Origin of the sequence: Streptomyces hilarionis, from assembly GCF_024539675.1 — a bacterium.
Classification (GTDB): Bacteria; Actinomycetota; Actinomycetes; order Streptomycetales; family Streptomycetaceae; genus Streptomyces; species Streptomyces hilarionis.
Map to the genome: position 1 here is coordinate 1 of NZ_JAHHIT010000465.1, position 418 is coordinate 418.

General features: G+C 47.4%; 1 protein-coding gene. It reads left to right on the forward strand.

Going from position 1 to position 418, the window contains the following annotated elements:
• Positions 1-418 (forward strand): Cap15 family cyclic dinucleotide receptor domain-containing protein (locus KMS84_RS43960; protein ID WP_256921356.1); only part of this gene is annotated, 418 nt, incomplete at both ends.

Sequence of the window (418 nt, forward strand, 5' to 3'; positions counted from 1 at the left end):
CCTGTAAATCTTCCACCGACAGCCCTGTCACTAATTGGCGCAGGTATAGTTTTTGCTCTGCTGTACGCTCTATTCAATAAGACAGTTTGGAAATGGCGCTGGGCAGTTAAATATCTAAAAGTTCCTGATCTGTCGGGAGAGTGGCAGTGCACTGGAACAACACTGGACACCGAAGGAAATCCGATTCGCTCTTGGCAAGCCGATGTATATATTTGTCAAACTTGGGACAAGATTAGAGTGCGATTGAAGACACATCAATCAGGCTCCAACGGTATCACTGCGGCGTTGGTTCACGATGAAGCTGACGGATACCGCCTTCTTTATAACTACCGGAATGATCCTAATCCCGGCGAACCTGAGCTTCGGGGACATGTTGGCAGCGCAAACCTTTTGTTTACTAAATCACTAGATTGCGCAC